The following is a 20,755-nucleotide window of genomic DNA, read 5'->3' as shown; positions in this document are numbered from 1 at the left end:
ATGTACAGTACAAGTGTGCGACGCAACAGGCGATGCCATGAAAAGCTGCAGCCGGGCCCATAAAAACATTCAGGTTATTTGGCCCTAACGTTTATGGATATACGGCGGTCTTTTTGCTTTTCTTCATCAGCGGCACCTGCGGCAGCCTTTGCATATTGTGAGCCGTAACCTTCTGCCCCGGTTAATTGTGCCGCATTTACACCTGCATCTTTTAACGCTGTTATAACCGCTTCTGCACGCTCCCGGGAAAGTTGCATGTTAGCAGCTTCATTGCCTGTTTTATCTGTATAGCCGCCGATCTTAATTTTAACTGCCGGGTAAGCTTTAAGAATGGCTGCTATATTCTTAATCTGGCGCATGCTGGAGTCTGTAATGGCAGCACTGCCGGTTTCAAAATTCAGGTCGTCAAAATCGAACCACCTGTTTTTGCTGATGCTGTCTGCTGCTTCTTTTGAGGTAATGAATAAAACAAGCTGGTTTTCAATGCCGTTTTTATAAGCGGTAATTTGCGTACTGTCTGCCAGTCTTATAGACAATGTTTTTCTGGCCGTGCCATTAGCGGGAACAACGGCTGTTTTCACCGTATCGGCCATCATTTCTTCCTGAAGACCGGGAATGGAAGCATCGTTACAACCCCTCATGAAAAACAATACCAGGCCGCCTGTTAATACTATAAGCAGCAATGGCAGCAGCCATCCCATGCTGTAGTTTACTTCGTGATAGGTAAGACTTTCTGATGGTTCACGTGAAGGCTGGTTGTTAAAGTTGTTTTCAGCGGACATAAAATGTTACGTTGAGTTTTCAGTTCAATGACGGGTATTTGATTTGACGTAACAAGTTTACTTTGTTTTTGTTGGTTTACAAAACTATAGCAATGATTTTACCTGCTCAATCACTTTGCTGAGGTTGCTTGCGTCCTGTCCGCCTGCTGTTGCCAGTGTTTTTTGCCCACCGCCACCACCTTTAATTAATGGCGCCACATGTTCTTTAATGATCTTTGGTGCTTCCAGTTTTTTGTCGTTTACCACAGTCTCATCCAGTGATACGGCTACTGCAGCTTTACCATCAATATTTGAAACCAGAACGGCAACATAGTTACTGAGCGAAGATTTTATATCAAATGATAATTTTTTCAAAGCGTCTGCATTGCTTACATCAACCAGTGCACCGATAAAATTAATACCGTGTATCAACTGCACTTTTTGCAATAACTCCTCCTTCAGAATATTGAGTTGCCTGGCTTCGAGGCTTTCAATTCTTTTTTTCAGCTCTGTATTGTCGGCAACGAGATGCTCTACTGCTTTTGAAATATCTTTTGGGTTTTTGAGCATTTCTTTTACTGCAGCCAATGTGGCCATATGTTCATCTACAAACGACGCAGCAGCTGCGCCGCTTACGGCTTCTATTCTTCTTACACCTGCAGCAACAGCACTTTCATGTTTAATTTTAAAAAGACCAAGCTCACCGGTATTGCCAACGTGCGTACCGCCACATAGTTCGATTGAATACGTGGGGTCTATGATGACCACACGCACGGTGTCTCCATACTTTTCTCCAAACAATGCCATTGCACCCATTGCCACGGCATCTTCTTTAGACATTTCTTTTATTATTACCGGCGCATTTTCACGGATCTTGCGGTTAACGATTGTTTCTATACGGGCAATCTCTTCATCTGTAACTTTTGCAAAATGTGAAAAATCGAAACGAAGATGCTCACTGTTTACAAGGCTTCCTTTTTGTGCCACGTGGGTGCCCAGCACTTTACGTAGTGCTGCGTGCAGCAGGTGTGTTGCACTGTGGTGTACTTCGGTTGCCTTTCTTTTCCCGAGATCTACTTTTGCAAAAACAGGCCCGTTTAAATGAGCAGGTATTGTATCTGCAAAATGTATAATAAGATTGTTTTCCTTTTTGGTATCTGTAATAACTATCGTTTCGTCATTTATTTCCAATGTGCCGGTATCGCCCACCTGTCCACCGCTTTCTGCGTAAAACGGGGTTGCTTCGAGTACCAGTTGGAAGGCCTCTTTGCCTTTTGCTTTTACTTTCCGGTACTTGGTAACCTTTGTTTGTATTTCGAGGGAATCGTAACCGACAAATTCATTTAATGCAAATTCATCAAGTACCACCCAGTCTTCTGTGTCTATTGCGGTTGCTGCACGGGAACGGTCTTTCTGTTGTTGCATTTCAGCTTTAAAACCTTCTTCATCTATATCCATTTGCTGCTCTGCGGCAATCAATCTTGTAAGGTCTGCAGGAAAACCATATGTATCAAAAAGTTCAAATGCGGCTCTGCCGTTTATCGTTTTATTTACAGATTGTGCTATAATATCATCAATTCTTTTCAAGCCTTTATCCAATGTTTTCAGGAAGGCGTCTTCTTCTTCTTTTACTACTTTGCTTACAAAGTCGAGTTGCTTTTCCAGCTCAGGAAAAACGTGTTCGAACTGTTTGCCAATAACAGGCAGTAAGCGGAATAATAATGGCTGCTTGTAATCGAGGTAAGAAAAATAATAACGAACAGCCCTGCGCAATATTCTTCTTATAACGTAGCCAGCACCTGTATTGGATGGCAGTTGCCCGTCTGCAATGGTAAATGCAATGGCACGTATATGGTCGGCAATTACCCGAAATGCGACGGCTTCTTTACTATCGCTGTAGTCGTATTTTTTACCGGTGATAGCTTCTGTTGCTGCAATAGTGCCGGTAAAAACATCTGTATCGTAATTACTTTTTTTGTTCTGAATAACGCGAACCAGTCGTTCGAAGCCCATGCCTGTATCAACATGTCTGGAAGGCAGCGGTTCCAGGGAACCATCTTTTTTTCTGTTGTATTGAATGAATACGTTATTCCATATTTCAATTACCTGCGGGTGGTCTTTGTTTACGAGTTCTTTGCCGGGTATTAGTGCCCTTTCTTCATCGCTTCTCATGTCTACATGTATCTCGCTGCAGGGGCCACAGGGCCCGGTATCGCCCATTTCCCAAAAGTTATCTTTTTTATTGCCAAAAAGAATGTGTTCTTCGGCAACAATTTTTTTCCAGGCATCAAGGGCAATTTTTGATGGCGGCAGGTTTTCTTTTGCATCACCTTCAAAAACGGTTACATACAGGCGGCTTTTATCGAGTTTATATACCTCTGTAAGCAATTCCCAGCTCCAGGCAATGGCTTCTGCTTTAAAGTAGTCGCCAAAGCTCCAGTTGCCCAGCATTTCAAACATGGTGTGGTGGTAAGTGTCAACACCAACTTCTTCGAGGTCGTTGTGTTTGCCGCTTACACGCAAACATTTTTGTGTATCTGCAACTCTTGTATAGGGTGGTTTCTTATTGCCCAGGAAATAATCTTTAAACTGGTTCATACCTGCATTGGTAAAAAGCAGTGTAGGATCATTTTTTACAACGATGGGTGCAGAAGGAACGATCTCATGGCCTTTTGATCTGAAAAAATCGAGGAACTGTTGTCTTATTTCGGCACTTGTAAGCATAACGGGCAATCAAAATTTAGAATAGTATTAAGTTCGTAAGCGTTTATCTTTGTTTGCTTACGGGGTGCAAAGGTAAGATTAAGACGAGACAAGAGAAAAGAAACAGGTGTGCACTTTGCCGCGCAGCGATAGGAACGCACAAGTGTGCGACGCAACCACAGTTCAATAGCAGTAAAGGAGCCGGGCCCAATAATATTGTTTAGTTAATGAAGAAGGTTAAGTACTATTACAATACGCATACCCTCAGGTACGAGAAGCTGGAAACGCCTTTGCGTGTGCGGCTGTTGCGGGTATTCGGCTTTATAGCAGGCTCACTGGTTTTTGCCGCAATAATTGTTGCCATTGCCTTTCAGTATGTAGACTCTCCCAAAGAAATTTTACTGCAGCAGGAAAATGAAACCTTACGCGAGAATTATTCCCTTCTAAAAAACCGCACAGACCAGTTGCAGCAGCAAATGGCCGAGCTGGAGAACCGTGATAACGATGTTTACCGTGCAATCTTCGAAGCTACACCGGTGCCGGATAGTGCAAGGCTTAAGGCAATGGCCAAATCCAAAGAAGTGCAGCTTGTGCAAAGTATGGGCGAGCATGAACTGGTACAAAGTATTACGGGCCAGTTAAACACGCTAACGTTACGCGCCGCTTACCAGCAAAAGTCTTTTGATGATATTGATGTAATGATCAAAAACAAAGAGAAGCTGCTGGCTGCCATACCTGCCATACAGCCGGTGAGTGACAAAGACCTGCGCCACATTGCATCAGGGTTTGGTTACCGTATAGATCCTGTATATAAGATTACAAAGTTTCATGCGGGGCTCGATTTTGCTGCTACGCAGGGTACCCCAATCTATGCAACGGCAGATGGCACTGTAAAAGAAGCATCTTACGATGCAGGCGGTTATGGCAACCATGTTGTAATAAACCATGGCTATGGCTACGAAACACTGTATGGGCACATGGTGCGTATAAAAGCACGTGGCGGGCAAAAAATAAAGCGTGGCGAAGTAATAGGCTGGGTAGGCAGCACGGGCAAAAGTACCGGCCCGCACTGCCATTACGAGGTACATAAAAGCGGTCAGCCAGTAGACCCTGTTTATTTCTTCTACAACGATCTTACACCCGAACAATACGACCAGGTATTGAAACTTTCAAAAGCGGCCAACCAGAGTTTTGATTAATATAAATTCTTTTTAGCTATGCGCATAAAATATAAATATGCGTATTTTTGAAAAATGAAGACAAGATTGAATCTTACCATAGATGAAGCGCTGCTCGAAAACATCAAAGTTTACGCATCCAAAAAGAATACGAGTGTTTCAGAATTAGTAGAAACCTATTTTAAGAGTATTACCAGGCCTGTCAAAAAGAAGAACATCATTGATCTTGTTGAAAAACTGGATAAACCTGCAATAAGCCAGCAATCAGATTTAAAAGAATTGTATTACCAGGACCAATCGAAAAAATATGGCTTTTAGGGTTTTTCTTGATGCAAATATTTTGCTCGATTTTACACTGAAACGGGAGGGGTACGAGCCATCCAAAAAAATACTCGAAGCTGCAATTAAAGGCCGCTTGAAAGCTTTTATAACGCCTTCTATTCTTCATATTGTGGGTTATTGGTTGACGAAAGCTTATGGCAATGCAAAGGCGAAAGAATTATTACTAGCGCTGCTTGCGGATGTAACCGTAATAGATATTACGCACATTATTACATTAAACGCACTGCATTCGAAGATAAAAGATATTGAAGACGCCCTGCAATATTATACAGCAATAGACCATAAACTTGATTACTTTATAACACAAGATAAAGAGCTGCAAAAGGAATCAATACCGGCACTACCCGTATACAGTCCTGAAGAATTCCTAAAAGAATTTGAGTCGTAACCAAAAACTTCTCCTATCTCTTGTCGCAAGCTTTGAGCGCACAAGAAAATTCATAATTATGAGCCCGGCAATTGAATATGCATGAAGTATTTGTTGCGTCGCACTCTTGTACTTTGGTAGTGTACTCAGCAACTCCGGGTGTATCAGCACATAGTTCTGCAACAAACTGTTGGTTTATTTTGTCATAATTTTTTCCTGCTTTTGTTAATGGCGAATGACTGTAATTTGGAACAGTTGCCATAAAAAATGGAAAGTACAAGTGTGCGACGCAACAGGCGATGCCAACAGTTATACTGCCTGGTACATGATTATTTTCCTTTCTTTTCTGCGTTTAAAATGGTACTGTCTTCGGGCTTTACGGCACTGCTGTCTGCCGATGGCTGAAGATCTACAGGGATGGGTGTTTTGTCTTTTGGAAAATCGAAAGTGTAAGAGATAGAAATACCCTGGCGTATACGGCGGCCTATAATGCCAATGCTGTTGCCAACATCAAGACTGCTTTTGTTGAACACAATGGCTCTTAGTTTACGGTCGTTCGATAACACAAACTCAATTGAAATATCAGGCAAAAACTGGAAGTTGCCGGTTTGTACCGCAGAGCCGCCCAGGTTAAAATCGAGCCCTGTACCAAGGCTGATGATTACCTTATCGTTTAAAATGCTTTGATTGATCTTTAGGTTTACCACCTGCCTGTCTAGCCTGTTTTGGGTGGCAGCATTGCCATAAAAGCTGGAGCTGCTGTACGTAGAGGTATTAATGTCGAACTGCAAACTCTTATCGCCGGTTATTTTGGTAAGCAGGTTAGACACAAGTTTATTCAGCTCATTGGTAATTTGCTGTGATATTGTATTGATTCCAGCGGTTTGTGCAATGCTGCCGCCATTGCCCAACTGGCCATAAGGCGCAAAGGAGCCGAATACAATCAAAAATGTAACCTGCTTAATCATTTCATTATCATCATTCTCTACTTTGGCCAGGAAAAGCCGCAGGTTATTGTCATTTTCAATGGCTGAGCCACCGGGAAAATCAAAAGAGAATTTAATATCAGGATTACTGAGATCGCCGGTTAAGTGTGCTATAACGTACACATCTCCGCGGTAGCCGCTAACGGTGCCGCCAAGGCGCACGCCGGTATTGGTAAGCAAGCCATTGATCGATACATTGGTAGCGGTGTATTGCGCATCTACCTTCATGCGTGCTTTGTAGGGGTCGCCTGTCCATTCTATATAGTTGCCGGAGTTGGGTCTTAAAATAAATGGTTTGCGTAAGAAAGACTGGAAATTGAAATTGTACTTCCCGCTTTCAATATTGTAGCGGCCATTCATTGTCATTTCACCGTTGGCGGGAACATTGATGCGCATTCTGCCTTCGCCGGTAGCGCTGATCACATCACCCGTTAGCTGATCAAGAATTACATCGATCTGCGCTTTGTTGTTGGCAGTAAGATCGAGTGCAATATTTAGCTTGGTATCTGACTGTGTTACAGCTTCAACGATTTCTGTACCATATTTTTTGAATACAATAAAATCTGCATCAGCACTTTCTTTGCCTGCAGCGGTAACAATGGAAATATGCGTTGTATCTACAGGTTCGCCGGTAATGGTCATACGCATATTTTCCTGTGGCCCTTTTATGCTCAGCATAGCCTTGCCTATAGCTTTACCGTAGAATTGCTGGTTATCTTTTCCTTTGGTATCCAGCAGCAACAGTTTATCTGTGGCCATATCAAAATCGTACCGCATGTTTTTAAAGCCATCTTCGTAAAGAATACCTCTTACAGAACCTTTGTTATTGTATTTGTCTTTGATGGAAAACCGGCCGAAATCTATAGAACCTTTGTTGAACGTAAATACAGCGGAGTCGATTGTATAATGCACTTTGGTATAATCAACCGTAAGCCCTCCGTTACGCAACGAAACCTGGCCCAGCAAATCGGGAGAATTGGGGTTTCCTTTGATGGTAAGATCGCCTGTGGCAAGGCCTTCTATATCTGAAAAAATATCTTCCAGGAAAGTATTTACAAAAGTGATTTTTGTGCCATTCATGTGAATGGTGGTATTGAGCGGCGTATTGGTTGAATCTTTGATGTTGTAAAAACCGTCCAGGTCAAATTTATAATTCTCGTTGTCTGCATTGCCTTTGAAAGATATTTTACCTGTTGCACTGTTGTAATCTGCATTTAGCTTTACTATACCCACTGAATCGTCATCCAGGCGAAACTGCTCCAGCACGAGGTCTGTTTTGGCATTGAATCTTGAATAGAAATCTCTCAGGTAAACAATACCGTTGGCAAGACCTTCCAACCTTGGGCTGGTTGTAACAAGCGAAGTAAAGTCGCCCATGTTCACATTCTTTAGTCGCACAACAAGGTTACTGGAACTGGTGCCCTCTTCTTCTTCCGTTTCAATGGTTATCTGCTGAAAACCCTGTGAAAACTTTACATTTCTTGCCGAGGCAAAGTTTTTACGTACAACGATCTCTCCTTCTTTTTCCAGTTCCCATTTTTTGGTGTTTACCACAAAAGATGAAGGCATAAAGTTTACCCGTACACCATCTTCCAGCGTATGCACTTCTGCATTCAGGTCTGCATTGTTCAATGTTTCACTTGCACTGGTAGAAATGTGTACCAATGACCGGTCTTTGGCAGAAGATATGTTGAGGTAAGTATTTGGAAAAAATAAACTGTCGCCGATATATATGCGCTCCACATCTCCGTTAACGTTAAGCGTATCAAGGTTGCCAATGCCTTTTATATTGGCGTTCTCTATTTTGTATTTGTCAAACTTTGCGTAGGGTATTTCGGCACGTACGTAAAAGCCGGAATCCTGCCGGGTGGTATTTACACCACCAACCAGCCTTGCATAGTCCAAACCAGATAAGCGTGGGTCTATTACAGTAGCATATTTGTCGAAATCCTTCGTGTTGATCTCAACAAAAAAACGCTGGTCTTTCGGTGTATTCTTTGGCGGGTTTATGAGCGAGGGGTAATAGCGGTGCAGAAAAGACTGAAAACTGTTGGGTAAATCAAGAATATTGTACTGCCCGGAAACCTTTACATCAAATTGGTTACTCTCTGCACTCAGTACTTTCCTGTTGGCGGAGTCAATAAATGCATTTACCGAAAGTGAATCAAAGTCAAGGCGTGTACTGTCGTGCAGCAATGTGGCGTTCAGAATTTTCGCTGTACCCAAAAAGTCATCGATGTTACGGCCGGTAAAGTTTAAGTCAAAGAGACCGGTTAATTTGAAATCCTTATTTGTAAAATTCAGTTTTTGAAAATTGGCTTCTGCAAGGTCGCCAAGAATGTTAAAGGATGGTTGCCTGCCTGAAAGATCAAGTTGAATACTGCTCAGGAAGTCAAAGTTTGGGTCATCCGCTTTAAAATCTCCGTTTAGTTTTTCTTTGGCAATAGAACCGCTGAATGTAAGGTTGCGGTAGGTATAGCCATTGAACTGCAGCGAATCGAAATTACCATCCAGTGTTGTACGTGCTTTATCAAGTTCGAAACTGGTGCCTTCAACCTTGCCTTTAAAACTCATGCGCCCCAGCGAGCTTACTTTTACAAATTTTCCCAGGTTGAACTGTTTTGTTTGCAGGTTGCCTTTATAAGATGGTTCACCCTTTTGCGGAAGGTTCATGCTAATGTCTGCATAAATGCCGCCCAGCATACTGCTTAGTGTGCCTTTGGTACTAAACTTACTGATCGTGCCCCTGAAGTCTCCACGGTAAAGCACATTACCCAGCGCAGCCATGTCAGGCGTGCCCATTTTGGCCATACCGGGGTAAAGAAAATCTATCTCCCGGTTATTGGTCTGTACCGTGCCGTTGGTAAACGTAATATATGTTTTATCAATGTCGGGCAAGCCTTTCATGGCAAGATCACCGGTTGCGTAAGTATTGGGCCCGGTACGTAAAAACAGGTTGTCAACTTTAAAATCTTCTACCGTGCCAAGAAACTTACCGCTTATGGACGCTTTCTGTTTCCAACTGGTCAGTTCCGGTGCAAAAAAAGCAATGTCGTCGCTGCTAACATTGGAGTTCCTAAAACGGGCGTCCATTACTACACGCGTTATGTAGTCAGACATATCTTCATTAAAATCCCGGTAACGCATGGCATAATAATCACCCAGTCTGCTCGATGGTGTACGAATGTCAAGTTTTGCAAACTCCATTACCTGTGGGGTAAGTTTAAAGTCTGCCCTAAGACGGGTGAGTTTAAAACCGCTTCTTTCCACGGCAGTTAAATTTACCTTTGCCCGTATCGTGTCTTTTATAAAAGAGATATTTTCAATATTGCCGTTTATTTTACTCGCCCTGATATTAGTGCCGTCAAAAACACCTTTGTCAGACACCTCACCCCGTTTCATACTAATGAATACACCATCGGTCATCTTTATCGAAGCAACTTTCAACAGCAGGTCACCTGCATTAAAGTACATCCCGGTATCTGTGTTTTTACGCTTCAGGCTATCAGGCCTGTAACCATCAAAATCTTCCAGGGAAAAGTAGGGTTTGTCCAGGTCTACACTGGTTACATCCACTACGTTTTTGCTAAAGTCTGTTTTGCCAATATCAGCCAGCATGCTGCCAACTTTAAAAGTCATGGTCTGGCCAACCCACTCATCGTGCTGTACAAAGCGCACTTTCTTCAGGTCAATTTTTTGAAGATTGATTGTAATGCTCTTGCCGCTACGCGTTTTTTTTGCCGTATCGGCAGATGCAAAGTGATCAGCAATGAACTGGTAATTCCATACAGAGTCTTTCCTGTTAAGGTCTATCAGCGCATTCTCCAGGCCAATGTATTTAAGGTCTATCTTGTCTTTCAGAAAAAACCAGTCGGTAACCCTTATTTTCATAGTACCGGCATAGAGCAGCGTATCCTTTTTATCATCACGTATCAGTGTGCCGTCCAGGTCAAGCTTATCAAAAAAGGAAAAACTGATGTGCTTTATGCTTACTTCCGTATTAAGGTCTTTAGACAGGCGGCCGGTAACCTGGCCGATGATGATATTCTGTACGTAATCTGTCTGCAGCAGCAGCACAACCAGCAATAGAAAGCCAAAAATGCCCAGTACAACTTTTCTGCCGATCTTATTTATAACCAGGAAAACAAAAAGAATGATTACTGCAGGCAGCAGCGTATGAAGATAATCCAGCACAAAAGCAAGAAGGCTCAACGCAAGCGAAGACAATAAAACAATATTTGTGACCTTCAGAATTTTCTTGCCCAAATGATGCGGATTTTAATTCGGTAAAAATAAAGATAAAGGCTGAAGGCGAAAAGCAACAACCATTTAGAACAGCCTTTACATAAAATTGCGTGAATATTTATGAGCCAGGCAGTTGAATAAGCATGAGGCTTCCGTTGCGTCGCACTCTTGTGCTGCAAAGCAATACTGAACTGTGGGTTGCGGTTTTCGGCACCAGGGTTGTTTTGTACCTGCTGCGGGTTACTGTTATACATAATATGTACCATATTCAATTCGGAATTGGCGTTTAAAGATTTTCGATGCAACAGAACGCTGCAGCCGCCATAAAAACAGAAAGTACAAGTGTGCGACGCAACAGGCGATGCCATTTGACCTGTTGCCGGGTACCAAAAAAGATTAAAGCTTAAAGAAGTCTGCTATGCGCATTATTGTTTTCGAGGCCCAGCCATTTGATCGTTGAACGTATTGCTGCCGCCGCGGGGTATGCTTAGTGTTTGCCAGGAAGCGCCCTTGCGCATTTTGCCGATGTAAAGAATCTGGCCAATATGGTGTGGGTAATGTGCCAGTTGCCGGAGTACCGCGTCGTACACCAGGAGCGGCTCTGTGCGTATGTAAATGGTTTTGGTAAGATCTGCCGGCTGTAATTGTTCGAGCGCATGAAAAACACATGCCCAGCCTTTTTGCCACAAATTAAGCATGTCATCTTTTGTGGTAAGTGCAACTTCAAATTCCTGGTCTCGGTTGCGCCAGGCTTTTTCACCGTCTTCTGTAAGAAAGCCGGTAAAGCGGCTGAGCATGTTGCCCGCCATATGCTGTACAATTACTGCAATACTGTTGCTTTCTTCATTGGCATGGTAAAAAAGATCCTCGTCGCTAAGCTGGTCAAAGGTTTTGTCTGCAAGCTCTTTGTAATAGCTTAGCCGTTTGATACAATCTTTGATAAAGCCATTCTCCAGGCTCATAGCTGTTGATTTCTTTTGATTAAAATCAGTAACCGGCCACACTATCATCGCCCCGGCTGTCTGCGGCAGTTTCCCGCGAGCCATCGGGCAGAATTTTAATGAGTTCAGTTCTGCCAATGCCGCCAATAGGAACAATTGTGTAACCCATTTTTTCCAGTGCCGTTTTTGTGGCAGCAGCAAAATTATTTTCAACCATCACATTATCGGGCAGCCACTGATGATGGAACTTGGGTTTGTTTACTGCATCTGCGGCATTCATATTAAAGTCTATAACATTTACAATACTCTGGAATACAGATGTGGGAATGGTGGTACCACCGGGGGTGCCAACAACCATAAAAGGTTTGTTGTCTTTGATGACCAAGGTGGGCGTCATAGAACTGAGCATTCTTTTACCTGCTGCAATAGCATTGGCCTCGCCGCCTACTGCGCCATACATATTGGGCACACCCGGCTTTATACTAAAATCATCCATTTCATCATTAAGTATAAAGCCAGCGCCGCCTACAACTGTTTTGCTGCCGTAGCTATCGTTCAGTGTTGTTGTAACGGCTACCATGTTGCCTGCTTCATCTACAATGCTGATATGTGTTGTCTGGGGGCTTTCATGAATTTGACCAGCCTGTATATTGCTGCTGGAAGATGCTTTTGCAGAATCATAATCTTTCATTCGCTCTGCCAGGTATGCTTCGCTTAATAAAGTTTGTTGCGGCACTTTCCAGAAATCAGGGTCGCCCATGTGTTGGGCTCTGTCTGCGTACGCCCTGCGTTCTGCTTCTACCATAAGCTGCACACTGCGTGGCGTTTGAAAACCGTAGTTGGTTACCGGGAATTTTTCTATTATTTTCAACATCTGCGCCAGCAACAGACCGCCACTGCTGGGTGGTGGAAAACTGATAACGTTATAACCCCGGTAGCTGAATTCAACCGGTGGTCGTTCGATAGCTTTGTAGTTCCTGAGATCGTCATAGCTGATCATGCCCTTGCCGTATTGCATTTCCTGCACGATCATTGTAGCGGTTTGACCTTCGTAAAAACCTTTGGCCCCGTTATCCCTGATGCGTTTGAGTGTAGCGGCAAGATCAGGTTGTATCAATGTATCGCCCGCTTTCCATGGGGCGTTTTTTACAAAAGCCCCGGGATTGGCACTATATTGTATAAAGGCTGCCCTTGCATTGTTTAAACCGGAAGCTTCGTGTGCGGTGATCACAAATCCGAATTCAGCCAGATTAATAGCTGGTTGTATCAATTCTTTAAAGGAAAGTTTTGCATAGGAAAGGGTTGCAAACAAACCGGCTACTGTACCGGGTACGCCTGCTGATAAATGACCGCTTTCAGACAATCCACTTACAGGATTACCGTTTTTATCAAGGTACATATCCCTTGAAGCTTTGCCGGGCGCCATTTCACGATAGTCCAAAGCAATAAGGTGGCCATTTGTTTGGCGGGCCATTAAGAAACCGCCCCCGCCTATGTTGCCGGCGCCGGGGTATACTACCGCCAATGCAAGCTGTGTGGCAATCATTGCGTCGAACGCGTTGCCACCTTTTTGCATAATTGCCACGCCTACCTGGCTTGCCAGCGGGTGAGCGCTGGCTACTGCTGCTTTAGAATAGGTAACGGCTTTTGTTGAACTATAATGGTATGGGTCTACCGTTTTGCCGGCGCCAATAACAGGACTGTTTTTTTTGGTGCCCGAGCATGCAGCAAGGACCATGATACAGGGCAATAAAAACCACTTGTTTTTCATATGCCAAATGTAAGTGAGAAATGTTACGATGCAAGCTGCCTGCAACGGCCGCACTTGTGTACAGGTATTAATAAGCATGGTGCAACGGTTTATAATGTCTGTTCAATCAAAGAGCCAATGCGCAAAGCATAATATTTACTTACTTTGAAGCATCGGTTATTTATGCGGCATAAACTATTCTTTTTACCGGTTGCGCTCCTATTGCTTGTCTTCTCCGTTCTGCAAAGCCAGGATGAGAGAGATGAGCAATCTCTCTACGTCCTTTTTGACAAGGCAGAAACGTTATTTAATGGTGTTGCTACTGCTGAAACAGACTCAGTTGCGTTACAGTACTATCGCACAATTACCCAAAAGTTACAACCCTCGGTAAAAACTGCTCCGTTACTATACGATGCGCATGAAAGAGCCGGCATACTTATGCAGGGTCTTGGTTATAACTCCACAAATGTTTTACAGGAATACTACGCTGCGTTGGAGGTACTCAACCGGTTTAAGCTGACTGATTCCATTGCATTCAGGCTCTACCTTTCAGCGGGCAATATGTATTATACTGAAGGTTCATTCGATTCCTCACTGTATTACCTCCGGAACGCTGAGGATGTTATCACCCGGTACCCTGACGCAGGTCTTGCCGGCGACTTATACAACTCGCTCGGGGCATTGTATAGTGAGTCAGGAGACTATATGCAAAGCGGCTATTATTTCAAAAAAGCGCTGGAGGTAACGGAACAAACAAGACCCGATCTTAAAGAAGCAATCTTCGCCATGTCAGCAAATATTGCAGCCGCTGTAAGGTTTTCAGGCAACCTTGATTCTGCCATACATTTGTATACAGCATTAATAGATCCCACCGGGCCTTCCTTGCCGGTACTTAACAATCTGGGCGGCATTTATCTCACCAGGCATATGCCGGACAGTGCTTTGTACTACCTCTCTAAAGCCAGGAATATAGATGGCAATTACGCGATCAACTTTTATAATTCTCTTGCGAGGGCATACCTGCAAAAACGAAGTACAGACTCAGCGATGTTTTATTTAAATAAAGCGTCAGAAACATACAGGCAAAAGCCGGCTGGCCAGAAAAACAACTATTACGGGGCCACATGCAAATATTTTGGAGACATGTATGTGCAGCAGCAAAATTATACAGCAGCTTTAAAGTACTACCAGCAATCGTTGATCCAGCATAGCTTTAAGTTTAACGACACTAATGTGTATGCCAATCCCGGAAATTTTATTGGAGACTTTGCCAGTTATGATCTGTTCGATGCATTGACAGCAAAAGCAATATGTTTTACACGCTTATATACACAAAACAAAACCGGGCAGTTCTTTGATGCGGCCAGGAGTACTTTTGATTCGGCGTTTGCACTGGCAGATTATATTAAAAAATCGATAGATAACGACGAAGCACGCCTGTTTATAGCAGATAAAGTTGTTGACGCATACCGGGCAGCCGTAGATTTCATTATTGCAGCCAATACAAAAAATGATTCGCGGCTGGTAAAACATGCCCTTGAGTGGATCAGCGAAAGCAGGGCTACCTCGCTGGCCATCGGCCTGAAAGAGAACAGGATCAAAAGTTATGCAGGATTGCCGGATTCGTTGTTGCAAAGAGAAAAGAACTTAAAAATAGGGTTATCGAGAATGCAGTTGCAGCTACAGCAAACAACTGACAGCAGCAGCCAGAATGAGTTGCTGTCTGCAATCAACACGAGTGCGTTGCAACTTCAATCCCTGCAAAATGAATACAAAAAATTCCCGGCTTATTATCAGCAAAAGTTTGCGGCAGACAATGTAAACATCGATCTTATTCAACAAAACGTACTCAATGCCAACTCTGCCGCAATTTGTTATTACAGCGGGTCAAACACCCTGAAGGCTTTTCTGGTAAAACATGACGCGATTATCGAAGAGGATCTTTCCAAAGATTCACTGTTATTTGCGGCTATTGAAAATTACATCAATGAGCTGACAGGAGTAACACCTGGTAAGCTGTATAACAATGCCAATGCCAGGTATTTGTATGCTCAGCTTATTAAACCACTGGCAGATCATCTTGCAGGTATAGACCATATCATTATAATACCGGATAAGGAACTGATCAATATTCCTTTTGAAGCTTTTGAAGATGTTGATGGCAAATATTTGCTTGAGCGTTTTAGCATTACTTACCAATATGCGCTTCCGTTTTTACACAACTCCGTGGAAAGCTTTGATAAAAATAACAGCATTGCTTTTGCGCCTTTTGCAAGTGCCGGCAGCCACGGCCTGCAGGTGCTTCCTTCTTCCAAAGAAGAAATTAATGATTTTCCGGCTGGTAATCGTTTTGTAGATACAGCAGCAACGAAGGAGCATTTTCTTACCAGGGCACCAGGGGCACACGCTATCCACCTTGCCACGCATGCCGCCGTTAATTACAATGAACCTTCGCAATCGTTTATTGCTTTTTTTAACAACAATACAAAAGATACCGGGTATAAAGTCTTCGCGCATGAATTGTACAACATGCAGTTGACAAAAACAGACCTTGTTTTTCTTAGTGCATGCGAAACAGGCAGTGGTAAGATATCTCAGAGTGAAGGCGCGCTCAGTTTATCAAGGGCGTTTGCATTTGCCGGGTGTCCCAATATCATCACTTCATTATGGAAAGCAGAAGATAAAACTACCGCATACATCAGCAACAGGTTTTATGGTTACACCGCAAAAGGTTATACTTACGCAGCAGCATTGCGGCAGGCTAAAGTAGATTTGTTGCAGGATGAGTCCATGAGCCAGTATCATTCACCGCAATATTGGAGCAACCTTATTTTTATCGGCGATGTGCAGCAACAATCGCCGGCATACTGGCTGTGGGTTGTTGTAGTATTGGTTGCTGTTATTGTCCTGCTTGCCTTTCAGAAATCAAGGAGAAAAGCTGCAGCATAAGCGTTGATGAAAATCATTGTGCACTTTGTTTATTGCTTCCACTTCAGAATGGTGAGGGTTGTATTGCTGATTGACTTTGCTTTGCTGTAAAACAAATGTTTCGGATTCGAAGAGATCTTTGCCAATTGCTTTTCGGCATTCGTAATGTCATTCATTTTTATATAAGCAAGTGCCAGGTAATAATCTGTTTCCTGTACAAAATATTGGTCTGTGGCACTACTGTTTAATTGCTCTACATTTTTAAAAGCTGTGATAGCCCCGGCAGGGTTACCGGTAAGCAGGTAAGCCTGTGCCGCCAGAAAATATGCCTGCCGTGTTTTAATCTGTGTTTTGTTCACCGCATCAATTACTGCTTCGTATGCACCGCCGGCGTATAAAGAGTCTATGTTTGTAAACTGGCCTGCACCCCTGTTTACCGGCAACTGGTAACCTGTAAAATTTTCTTCAAAAACATTTTCATTGTTTGTGGTGCTGTATGTGTACACGCCCATGCCTGCCACAACCAATATAAGCACAGCGGCTATGCGCATCATCATTTTTATACCAAACGAAGGCTTTACTATTTTGGCCACTTCCGGTTGTGCAATTTCATTGGCATATGCAAGATGTATTGCGTGTACTCTTTCTTTCAGCCCTTTAGACCTGATGGCCCTTTTTGCGGCAAGCAGGTTTTCGTAACGTTCTTTTACTTCAGCATCATTGTTGATCATAGATGTTGTTGCAGCTTTTTCCGCCTCATCCATCTCATCATCCACGTACCGGGTAAGCGTTTCAATAATGTCGTATGTAGAATTATCCTGCATTTTTCAAAGCATTTTTAAATTGTGTTTTTAACTGATCGTTGTCCTGTATCATTTGTTCCAGTTGCTTCATGCACTTGTATTTTTTGTTGCGAAGCACCTGTTCATTCTGGTAATCCGGCATTTTTTCAACAATATCTCTCATCGAGAGATCTTCATAATACACCAGCATCAGCAGTTGTTTACATTTATCTCCCAGTTTTTCAAAAAGCGCCTGTATGGCATTGTAATATTCCTTTTTGATCAGGTGTTGAACGGCTTCCTGCTCCGTGGTATCTTTTGCTTTTTCAAAAACTTTGTTACGGTTGTCAGCGCTGTTTTTACGCCTCAGTTCGGTAAGCCAGAGGTTTCGGGTTATAGAATAGAGGAAAGATTTTACACTCGATTCTCCCCTGAACCTGTTCTCCTCCACTATTTCAATAAAAGCAACAATAGTTTCCTGTATTATATCTGCTGCGTCGTCTTTGGAACCATTGTTATTAACAATATAATTCTCCAGCAAACCATAATAATTGCGGTAAATAAAGCGTATCGCCGCATTCATTTCCCTGTCATTTTTTAAAGCACTGATAAGTTCCGGGTCAGTGTAACTTTGAGCAATCTCCATGCGGTGAACATTTATATGTATGGGCAGAAAGTGTACTTGTAACCGGAAATTTAGAAAAATTTGAAGTTGAGCAGGAAAAGTTTTTTGTTGAGCAGGTATTTTAGCAACTTAAGAGGTAGCCGGGCACAAGTTAGTTTTATGAGCCCGGCTGTTGTATTTTATGGCATCGCCTGTTGCGTCGCACTCTTGTACAGCATAGCTTTTTTCAACAGCTCCGGGCGCATCTCCGCTACAGCACACACAGGCTTTTGGTGCAGTAGTTCATAATCATCACTTTACCCTTTGCATAAAATGATATACTTGGTAAAACAACTGTATAAGTTATATGCATTATACCGGGAAGGCAACAGGCAGCCGGGATTTTTTTAAAGGGTACATGCATCATTTTTTTATATGATGGCCGGTGTTTCAAATACTCTTTGCCGCAGGCAAACCTTTTTTCCTTTATTTTGCATCCTCGTTTTTAAAAAAGAGATCAATGGAATATAGTAAATTAATTAGTGTAACAGGCCTTGGTGGTTTGTTCGAATTGCTGACCAGTAAAGCAGATGGCGCTATCGTAAGATCGCTAGATGATAAAAGCACAAAATTTGTTTCCTCCCGCCAGCATAGCTTTTCGCACCTGGAAAGTATAGAAGTGTACACCATCAGGGAAAATGTAAACCTGGTAGATGTTTTTAATGCCATGGAAGCAAGTACGGAGGCTTTGCCATCGGAAAAAGATGCGGCAGCCATAAAGGCTTATTTTGGCAAGGTTTACCCTGATCTTGATTTTGACAGGGTGTATGCCAGCGATATGAAGAAAATGGTAAAGTGGTTTGCCATTCTAAAGAAAAACGATGTAGAAATAAAGCTGCGGGAGTTTGAAGCTGAAGATGAAACTACCGAAGAGGAAACTGCGCCGGTAGAAGCAACTGCACCGGAAGCAGAAAAGGAAAAGCCAGCCAAAAAAGCTGCCAAAAAGAAAGAAGCTGTGGCAGAAGACGCCGCTGCAGCGGAAGAAGCACCAAAGAAAAAAGCCACACCGAAGAAAAAGAAAACAGAAGAATAACCATTATATGTAAATGAGCAGAACCTTTATTCTGCTCATTTATTGTTTTATTGTACATAGCTGCTGCAAAAACGACATTCCAGGGGAAACACACCATCACCAGTAATCAATGGCTCATACACCACCAACGCAGCATTTTAATGTACAACGCTAACAAACGAAGATGCACCCGGAGCCGCTGCCATACCATATGCAGCACAAGTGTGCGACGCAACAGCAGCTCAATCGTTATTCAAAAGCCAGGTACATAAATATTCAATATTATTTCCATTAAGAAGAGGAGGATTTAATTATGCAACTGAGTGCCGATATACAGAAAACCGAAAGACATTTTCTGCCTGCAGATTTTAAAGTTACCACATGGGATGCGCTGGAGCCTTATTTTAAACAGTTGCTCGACCGCCCGCTAAACAATGCGCAGGAACTGGAACAATGGCTTAAAGATATGAGTGAAGCAGAAGCCGCTGTAAGCGAAGATGCATGCTGGCGCCAGATTCGAATGACCTGCGATACAACAGATAAAAACCTGGAAGAAGCATTTACCTATTTCTGCATGGAGATTCAGCCTAAACTGCAACCTTATGCAGACCAGCTTAATAAAAAACTGGTCAACAACACTTTTACAAAAGAGCTGGACAGGGACAAATATTTTACGTACCTGCGCAACGTAAAGAAAAGCATTGATCTTTTCAGGGAAGAAAATATTCCGCTACAGGCAGAATTAAGTGTAATGCAGCAGCAGTTTGGCGTTATTGCGGGTAAAATGACTGTGGAGGTAGATGGCCAGGAATATACACTGCAACAGGCTGCTAAGTTTTTGGAAAACCATGACCGCACACTGCGCGAAACAGTATATTTTAAAATCCAAAACAGGCGGTTACAGGATAAAGAGGCATTACATGAGCTTTTCTCTCAACTAGTAGAGCGCAGGGATAAAGTAGCTGTGAATGCCGGGTTTGAAAATTACCGCGATTATAAGTTCGCAGAGCTTGGGAGGTTTGATTATACCAAAGAAGATTGTTATCGTTTTCATGAAGCGGTAAAACTGCATGTATTACCAATTGTTGAAAAAATATACGAAAAGAAAAAGCAAAAGCTTGGCCTTGATAGTTTGCGCCCGTGGGATATTGAAGCCCAGCCTGAAGGCGTGGAGCCACTGCATCCTTTTAAAACAGGTGAAGAACTGCTTGCAAAAACCGAGGCCTGTTTTACGCAAATGCATCCATTTTTTGCAGACTGCCTGCGCAAGATGGACAGCATGAAGCACTTTGACCTGGAAAGCCGTAAAGGCAAAGCACCGGGCGGTTACAACTGCCCGCTTGCAGAAAGTGGCGCCCCGTTTATTTTTATGAACGCCGCCGGACAGATGGATGATGTAACGACCATGGTACACGAAGGTGGTCATGCTATCCATTCCTTCCTTGCGCACCCGCTGGAACTTAGTGCCTTTAAGGAATATCCTATGGAAATTGCTGAAGTAGCCAGTATGGCCATGGAGCTGTTTAGTATGAACCACTGGAATACTTTCTTTGATAAAGCGGAAGACCTTCAGCGTGCAAAAGAACACCAGCTCGAAAGAGTGATAACAGTATTTCCATGGATAGCCACTATCGATAAATTTCAGCATTGGGTGTACGAAAACCCACGTCATACTGTGGAAGAAAGAACGGCAAAATGGTTTGAAATAATGAGTGAGTTTACACCTGCATCGCTTGACACAACAGGCCTGGAAGCATTCAGGAAAATTGGCTGGCAACGTCAGTTACATCTTTTTGAAGTACCTTTTTATTATATAGAATATGGTATAGCGCAACTGGGCGCCATCGGCCTTTGGATGCAGTATCAGCAAAGTCCTGAACTGGCACTTCAAAACTATATAAATGCGCTCAGCCTTGGTGGTACCAAAACGTTGCCACAATTGTATGAAGCTGCGGGTTTAAAATTTGACCTCTCGCCGGAGCACATCAAATCTTTGATGGAATTTGTAAACAAAGAAATTGAAGCATTAGGCTAGCAATGTAAATGTGTGGGTAAACAGTACCCACACATTTATCAACCCCTTTCTCTTATTAACG

The 20,755-nt window shown here is 43.0% G+C and carries 13 protein-coding genes; 6 read left to right on the top strand and 7 right to left on the bottom strand.

Going from position 1 to position 20,755, the window contains the following annotated elements; all coding sequences use genetic code 11:
* Window positions 1-74: 74 nt before the first annotated feature.
* On the bottom strand, window positions 75-782 hold the full coding sequence (locus I5907_RS03745; RefSeq protein WP_196989386.1) for an OmpA family protein: 708 nt from the start codon (window positions 780-782) through the stop codon (window positions 75-77).
* 84 nt (window positions 783-866) lie between these two features.
* The gene (gene alaS, locus I5907_RS03740) at window positions 867-3,485 is read right to left on the bottom strand and encodes an alanine--tRNA ligase (protein ID WP_196989385.1); all 2,619 of its coding nucleotides are present in this window, start codon (window positions 3,483-3,485) and stop codon (window positions 867-869) included.
* A gap of 206 nt (window positions 3,486-3,691) precedes the next feature.
* Between alaS and I5907_RS03735 the strand changes: the two genes are divergently transcribed.
* From I5907_RS03735 to I5907_RS03725, 3 genes are read left to right on the top strand one after another with little or no spacing between them, the layout of a single operon-like run.
* The gene (locus I5907_RS03735) at window positions 3,692-4,663 is read left to right on the top strand and encodes a peptidoglycan DD-metalloendopeptidase family protein (RefSeq protein WP_196989384.1); all 972 of its coding nucleotides are present in this window, start codon (window positions 3,692-3,694) and stop codon (window positions 4,661-4,663) included.
* A gap of 54 nt (window positions 4,664-4,717) precedes the next feature.
* Entirely contained in the window at window positions 4,718-4,960 is a 243-nt protein-coding gene (locus I5907_RS03730; RefSeq protein ID WP_196989383.1) for a DUF6364 family protein, read from the top strand.
* On the top strand, window positions 4,950-5,372 hold the full coding sequence (locus I5907_RS03725; RefSeq protein WP_196989382.1) for a type II toxin-antitoxin system VapC family toxin: 423 nt from the start codon (window positions 4,950-4,952) through the stop codon (window positions 5,370-5,372). The genes I5907_RS03730 and I5907_RS03725 overlap by 11 nt, the downstream gene beginning before the upstream one ends.
* A gap of 308 nt (window positions 5,373-5,680) precedes the next feature.
* On the opposite strand, the gene I5907_RS03720 is transcribed toward I5907_RS03725, so the two are convergent.
* The 3 genes from I5907_RS03720 to ggt all read right to left on the bottom strand — a co-directional run bounded on the left by I5907_RS03720 (window position 5,681) and on the right by ggt (window position 13,294).
* Window positions 5,681-10,603, bottom strand: a complete 4,923-nt coding sequence (locus I5907_RS03720; RefSeq protein WP_196989381.1) for a translocation/assembly module TamB domain-containing protein — start codon at window positions 10,601-10,603, stop codon at window positions 5,681-5,683.
* A 404-nt stretch (window positions 10,604-11,007) separates the two neighbouring features.
* Window positions 11,008-11,544 carry a DUF1572 family protein gene (locus tag I5907_RS03715; RefSeq protein WP_196989380.1) on the bottom strand — a complete coding sequence of 179 codons (537 nt, stop codon included), beginning with the start codon at window positions 11,542-11,544 and terminating at the stop codon, window positions 11,008-11,010.
* Window positions 11,545-11,569: 25 nt separating this feature from the next.
* A complete protein-coding gene (gene ggt / locus I5907_RS03710; RefSeq protein WP_231401955.1) occupies window positions 11,570-13,294 on the bottom strand; it encodes a gamma-glutamyltransferase in 1,725 nt (574 codons plus the stop codon).
* Window positions 13,295-13,456: 162 nt separating this feature from the next.
* Here ggt and I5907_RS03705 point away from each other — a divergent pair, with 162 nt between their 5' ends.
* Window positions 13,457-16,222: a CHAT domain-containing protein gene (locus I5907_RS03705; protein ID WP_196989379.1), complete on the top strand. Its 2,766-nt coding sequence runs from the start codon at window positions 13,457-13,459 to the stop codon at window positions 16,220-16,222.
* A gap of 29 nt (window positions 16,223-16,251) precedes the next feature.
* On the opposite strand, the gene I5907_RS03700 is transcribed toward I5907_RS03705, so the two are convergent.
* Both I5907_RS03700 and I5907_RS03695 read right to left on the bottom strand, forming a co-directional pair.
* Window positions 16,252-17,025 (bottom strand): tetratricopeptide repeat protein, encoded by a 774-nt coding sequence (locus tag I5907_RS03700; RefSeq protein WP_196989378.1) that lies wholly within the window; start codon window positions 17,023-17,025, stop codon window positions 16,252-16,254.
* Window positions 17,015-17,629 carry an RNA polymerase sigma factor gene (locus tag I5907_RS03695; protein WP_196989377.1) on the bottom strand — a complete coding sequence of 205 codons (615 nt, stop codon included), beginning with the start codon at window positions 17,627-17,629 and terminating at the stop codon, window positions 17,015-17,017. The genes I5907_RS03700 and I5907_RS03695 overlap by 11 nt, the downstream gene beginning before the upstream one ends.
* A gap of 478 nt (window positions 17,630-18,107) precedes the next feature.
* Here I5907_RS03695 and I5907_RS03690 point away from each other — a divergent pair, with 478 nt between their 5' ends.
* The gene (locus I5907_RS03690; RefSeq protein WP_196989376.1) at window positions 18,108-18,680 is read left to right on the top strand and encodes a DUF5606 family protein; all 573 of its coding nucleotides are present in this window, start codon (window positions 18,108-18,110) and stop codon (window positions 18,678-18,680) included.
* Window positions 18,681-18,972: 292 nt separating this feature from the next.
* A complete protein-coding gene (locus I5907_RS03685; protein ID WP_196989375.1) occupies window positions 18,973-20,694 on the top strand; it encodes a M3 family oligoendopeptidase in 1,722 nt (573 codons plus the stop codon).
* Window positions 20,695-20,755: the final 61 nt, after the last annotated feature.

The organism is Panacibacter microcysteis, assembly GCF_015831355.1.
Taxonomy (GTDB): domain Bacteria; phylum Bacteroidota; class Bacteroidia; order Chitinophagales; family Chitinophagaceae; genus Panacibacter; species Panacibacter microcysteis.
Note: the sequence above shows the minus strand (reverse complement) of the source record. Positions and strands in the feature narration are given on the sequence as shown.